5 protein-coding genes are annotated in these 4,712 nt (G+C 59.7%); 1 reads left to right on the top strand and 4 read right to left on the bottom strand.

The window, feature by feature from the left end; all coding sequences use genetic code 11:
- Nucleotides 1-190 precede the first annotated feature (190 nt).
- The 3 genes from HMPREF3140_RS22865 to iolE are packed head-to-tail and all read right to left on the bottom strand — an operon-like array spanning nucleotide 191 to nucleotide 3,321.
- On the bottom strand, nucleotides 191-1,222 hold the full coding sequence (locus HMPREF3140_RS22865) for a Gfo/Idh/MocA family protein (protein ID WP_023284806.1): 1,032 nt from the start codon (nucleotides 1,220-1,222) through the stop codon (nucleotides 191-193).
- Nucleotides 1,223-1,231: 9 nt separating this feature from the next.
- Complete coding sequence (locus HMPREF3140_RS22860; RefSeq protein ID WP_032410960.1) at nucleotides 1,232-2,404, bottom strand: Gfo/Idh/MocA family protein; 1,173 nt, start codon at nucleotides 2,402-2,404, stop codon at nucleotides 1,232-1,234.
- Nucleotides 2,401-3,321, bottom strand: coding sequence for a myo-inosose-2 dehydratase (iolE, locus tag HMPREF3140_RS22855; RefSeq protein ID WP_070553120.1), 921 nt, complete (start codon nucleotides 3,319-3,321; stop codon nucleotides 2,401-2,403). The genes HMPREF3140_RS22860 and iolE overlap by 4 nt, the downstream gene beginning before the upstream one ends.
- Before the next feature lie 571 nt (nucleotides 3,322-3,892).
- On the opposite strand from iolE, the gene HMPREF3140_RS22850 reads away from it, so the two are divergent.
- The gene (locus HMPREF3140_RS22850; RefSeq protein WP_032410957.1) at nucleotides 3,893-4,318 is read left to right on the top strand and encodes a hypothetical protein; all 426 of its coding nucleotides are present in this window, start codon (nucleotides 3,893-3,895) and stop codon (nucleotides 4,316-4,318) included.
- A gap of 76 nt (nucleotides 4,319-4,394) precedes the next feature.
- On the opposite strand, the gene HMPREF3140_RS29425 is transcribed toward HMPREF3140_RS22850, so the two are convergent.
- Nucleotides 4,395-4,712, bottom strand: a 318-nt coding sequence (locus tag HMPREF3140_RS29425) for an amino acid--tRNA ligase-related protein (protein ID WP_323807268.1), incomplete at its 5' end; no start/stop codon positions are given.

Raw genomic sequence — 4,712 nt, 5'->3', positions numbered from 1 at the left:
CGGCGATGCCTTGCCCGGCCTACATAACACAGGCATTAATCTGATTTAATATCAAACGGTTGCAGTAAAATCGTAGGCCCGTGCAAGCGCAGCGCCGCCGGGCAACAGACATCAGGCATCGTACGCGTCCTTTTGCCGGGCAATGGCAGATACGCTCGCGCTATCTGCAAACCAATGCCCGGCCGGCTCCTTAGCGTTCTTCGTTAAACACCGCGCCCACCTGGCGCCGCACCTCATCCATCACCTGCAGATTCTGCAGCACCCGACTGAGCGGCCGCAGCGGCGAGTCTCGTAGCCCCTGCCCGATGCACCAGGCAAAATGCTCCGCCTGCCAGAACAGCTGGTCGTAACGATTGCGCGGCTCTTCCCAGCGCAGCACCTGCCCGCCCTGGCTGGCAGCGAGCGTGAAGCCGCCGGGGGCGTAAAACTGGCCGTCGATCGTCAGGGTCGCCTGGCGTCCGGCCACCACCGCCCCGCCCGGCGTGTTGCTGAACAAAGTGGTGTTTAACAACCCCTGCATCCCGTTCTGCCAGCTAAACAGCATCGACGTCTGACCGTTAAGCCCCTCCGCCGTGGCGCTGCCGCGGGCGACAATCTCCTGCGGCATGCCGCCCACCATCAGCGCAAACGAGGTCAAATAGCTGCCGAGGTCCATCATCGGCCCGCCGGCAAGATCGGCATTGAAGATGCGGTGCTCGGGGGTGAAATACTCGCCGTGATCGGCCAGCAGGGTATGCAGGTCGCCGAGCGCCCCATCCTCCAGCAGCTGGCGGATCACATCATATTTCGGCGCGTAATCGCACCACATTGCCTCCAGCGCCAGCTTCCCCTGGCGGGCGGCTTCAGCCTGCAGCTCACGTCCTTCGCCGAGGTTGAGGGCGAAGGGTTTCTCTATCAGCACATGTTTGCCCGCCTTCAGCGCCTGCATGCCGTCGGGAAAGTGATGGTTGTGCGGCGTCGCAATATACACCGCATCAATATCCGGACGCGCCAGCATCTCCTCCACCTGGCCGTAAGCCTGGGGGATCCCCCATTCCGCGGCCACCCGGTCGGCCTTCGCCTGGCTGCGGGAAGCCACCGCCACCACCTGCTGCCGGCTGTAGGTTTTCAATGAGTGCACAAAGCGCTCGGCGATCCAGCCAGGACCGATAATGCCCCAGCGCAGGATGGGAATGCTCTGCGCCGCCGGGCGGCGCGGGGTTGGTAAGTGTGACGGAAACATAGCGGCTCCTTAGTCTTTAACCACGTTCACCCAGCGACGGCTGGCCATCGAGGCTTCAATCGCCGACAGCACGCGCTGATTCTGCAAACCAAATTCAAAGTTGGGATAGCAGTCGCCCTCCCCGCAAATCCCCTGCACCAGGTCATGCACTTCGATCACCTTGACGTCAAAATAGCCAAGCCCACCGCCGCCAAAATCGAAGCCGAAGAAGCCGGCATAGGCCGGGATCTGGCTCCCGGCATACAGCGTCTTAAAGCCGCGGTCGTGTTTATCATCGTTGAAGCGATATACCTGCAGTTCGTTAAAGCGCTCCCCGTCCATATACAGCGTGCCTTCGGTGCCGGAAACCTCCCAGAACACGCCGAAGATCCGCCCGGCGGCGATGCGCGAGGCCTCAATCACTCCCGCCGCGCCGCTGTCGAAATTGACCAGGCACTGAACCTGATCGTCATTTTCTACTTCCCGCCACTCGGCATCGGCCGCGACCCGGCTGGCATACCCGGCATCGCGCTGCGGCACCGGACGCTGGCGCAGGCAGGTTTGCGCGCTGGCGGTCACTTCGCGGATCCCGCCCAGCAAAAACTGGGCGACCGACAGGGTATGGGCGCCAAGGTCGCCAAGCGCCCCGCTGCCGCCGAGGGTTTTCGAGCAGCGCCAGGACCAGGGCAGGTTCGGGTCGTTATAAAACCCCTGATCAAAGGTGCCGCGAAAGCGCACCGGTTCGCCAATATCGCCCCGGGCGATAATCTGCTTTGCCAGCAGTGCCGCCGGCGTTTTGATGTTGTTAAAGGCCACCATGGTCTTCACCCCCGCGCGCCGTGCCGCCTGCGCCATCTCCTGCGCCTGCTGCTCATTGACCGCCAGCGGCTTCTCGCAATAGACATGTTTACCCGCCGCGATCGCCGCCATCGCCATTGTGTAGTGCAGATAGTTCGGCGAGGTGATATCCACCACATCAACCTGCGGATCGTTTACCAGCTCGCGCCAGTCGCCGTAGGCCTTTTCCGCCCCCAGTTTCGCTGCGTGGCGTTCGGCCATCGCCTGATCCTGATCCGCCAGCGCGTAGAGATGCGGGCGCTTGGGCAGATCGGGATAGAACATCGCCGCGCGACGGTAAGCGTCAGCGTGTGCCTGCCCCATAAAACCTGAGCCGATAAGGCCAATATTTAACCGCGCGCTCATGATGCGTACTCCTCTGACGATGAAGGGGAAGATAAATGGTGCGCCAGCCAGCAATAGGCGCGGCTGGCGGTGGCCAGCGGCGGCGCCATCGCCGGGTCCTGCTCGGCTTCGATAATCAGCCAGCCGCGGTAGTCGCTGTCCCGTACAAAGTCGAGGATCGGCGCATAGTCGATGCAGCCGTCGCCTGGGATGGTAAACAGCCCGGCGCGCACCGCCTCGTTAAAGCTCAGGTTTTCCCGATACAGACGCCCCAGCACCTGCGGACGCACGTCTTTCAGATGCAGATGGCGGATACGGTGGCCATATTTGTGCAGTACGCGCGGGATCTCGACCCCGGCGACAAAGGCGTGCCCGGTATCAAACGCCAGCCCGACGTTGTCATGGGTGTGAGACAGAAACAGCTCCAGCTCGTCATCGTGCTCCACCAGCATCATCAGATGATGGTGATAGGCCAGCTGGAGGTCATAGTCGCGCAGCAGCAGGTCGGCAAAGGTATTCAGCTTGTGGCAATACGCCGCCAGGCTGACGCGGCTTAACGGCGGCGAGAGCGAAATAGGCTCATCAAGCGGGGTTTCACCTGGGAGTTGCCCGCATTCGCCGTAAACCATCACCTTCGCGCCGAGCTGCCGGAGGAGCTGGGCGTGCTCCCGCACCGCCTCCAGCTCCGCTTCCACGCTGCGGTCGGCCAGCATGCCGCTGTACCAGCCGGACGCCAGGCGCAGGTCGGCCGCCGCCAGCAGCGGGCCCAGGGTTGCTGCCTGGCGGGGAAATTTCCGTCCTAACTCAATGCCCTGATAGCCCGCCTCCCGCGCCTCGCGCAGGCAGGTATCCAGGGGAATATCACCGCCTAAATCCTCGAGTACATCGTTGGTCCAGCACAGGGGGCTCACGCCCCACCGCAGTTGCTCTGTCGCCATCTTGTTCTCCTTTCCACCCTGTGGTCTTGTCTGGCGTCACTATAAGCAGGTGACGACCGACGATGAAAACGGAGAAATGATGGAAATCCATCATTGCGTTGGCGGTATATTCGCTATTTCAGGTAACCCTGAAAAATAAATGGAAATAATGCTTGCCGCCGGCTTATTTTGCGGATAAAAATTACTGGCTTAATAACCCGCTTCAGAGGTTATCCCTTTCATTCGAAATATGATGATAGCAATATGAAAAAAACTCAACACCGCACCAGCGCGGGCTTTTGCCGTGCGCCAAGGACAGGCCTGCTGTTATTTGCCTGAATGACACATAGCCGCTTTTAAAACATCAAATAATTAACATTCTCTCTGCAATAATATGACAAGCAGTGGGAAGGTTGGCTTGCGAAATAAGCATGAAACTTTGATGTTTTACTAATAAATAACCCCAGAGCGTCTTGCTAATTACTTATCAGGACTGGTTGGGTTATTTTATTCTGACGCCAACGGGAGAATACACCAACGTGTATCCCTCTCTCTGGCCCGGCACGCCGCTATCGCGATGAGAAACAATAAGATGAATAAGACCTGGCTTTTCACCACCCTCACCCTGGCGCTGGTCGCCGCCGCGCCGGCCCACGCCATTAGCGCGAAATACCGGGAACAGCTTGAACGTTCCGGCTGCACGCAGATGACCGACGGGATCACCTGTGATATTCATAAAACCAAAGCCGAGAATGCCGCCGCCGCACAGCACGCCAGCAGCGGCTTCGGCCCCTGGGTGGGCACCTGGTATGTTTATACGGAGTATGGCGATAAAATTGATGAGATTACCGTCACCGCTAAAACGGTGAAAACCCATGGTCATCTGGTCGAAGAGGCGAAAGCCAGCCAGGGTAAACTGACCTTCCGGGTGAAAAGCTCAGCCTTTACGCTGAACGACGCCTTTAACGGCGTATGGGCAAACGGCAGCCAGCGCGGCACGTTGCAAAAAGTCCTGTAATAACATCGCTCTGCCGACAGGCCGGGGATAATGCAGGGAGAACCTCCCGGCGCAGGCCGGGAGGGAGTGCAATGGATTACTTCTGCGGACGCATGGCCGGGAAGAGGATCACGTCGCGGATGGTATGGCTGTTGGTAAACAGCATCACCATGCGGTCGATACCAATACCCAGACCCGCGGTCGGCGGCAGGCCGTACTCGAGGGCGGTCACGTAGTCTTCGTCGTAGAACATCGCTTCGTCATCGCCCGCCGCTTTGGCGTTCACCTGATCCTGGAAGCGCTGCGCCTGGTCTTCGGCATCGTTCAGCTCGCTGAAACCGTTACCGATTTCGCGGCCGCCGATGAAGAATTCAAAGCGGTCAGTGATTTCCGGGTTGACGTCGTTACGGCGCGC

This window comes from Klebsiella sp. HMSC16A12, assembly GCF_001808265.1.
Taxonomy (GTDB): Bacteria; Pseudomonadota; Gammaproteobacteria; order Enterobacterales; family Enterobacteriaceae; genus Klebsiella; species Klebsiella pneumoniae.
The sequence above is the reverse complement of the archived record's forward strand: the minus strand, read 5'-3'. Positions and strand labels throughout refer to the sequence as shown.

Excerpts from the sequence above, each read along its gene's own strand:
- iolE (WP_070553120.1), bottom strand. The coding sequence starts at position 3,321 with ATGGCGACAGAGCAACTGCGGTGGGGCGTGAGCCCCCTGTGCTGGACC.
- HMPREF3140_RS22865 (WP_023284806.1), bottom strand. The coding sequence starts at position 1,222 with ATGTTTCCGTCACACTTACCAACCCCGCGCCGCCCGGCGGCGCAGAGC.
- HMPREF3140_RS22860 (WP_032410960.1), bottom strand. The coding sequence starts at position 2,404 with ATGAGCGCGCGGTTAAATATTGGCCTTATCGGCTCAGGTTTTATGGGG.
- HMPREF3140_RS22850 (WP_032410957.1), top strand. The coding sequence starts at position 3,893 with ATGAATAAGACCTGGCTTTTCACCACCCTCACCCTGGCGCTGGTCGCC.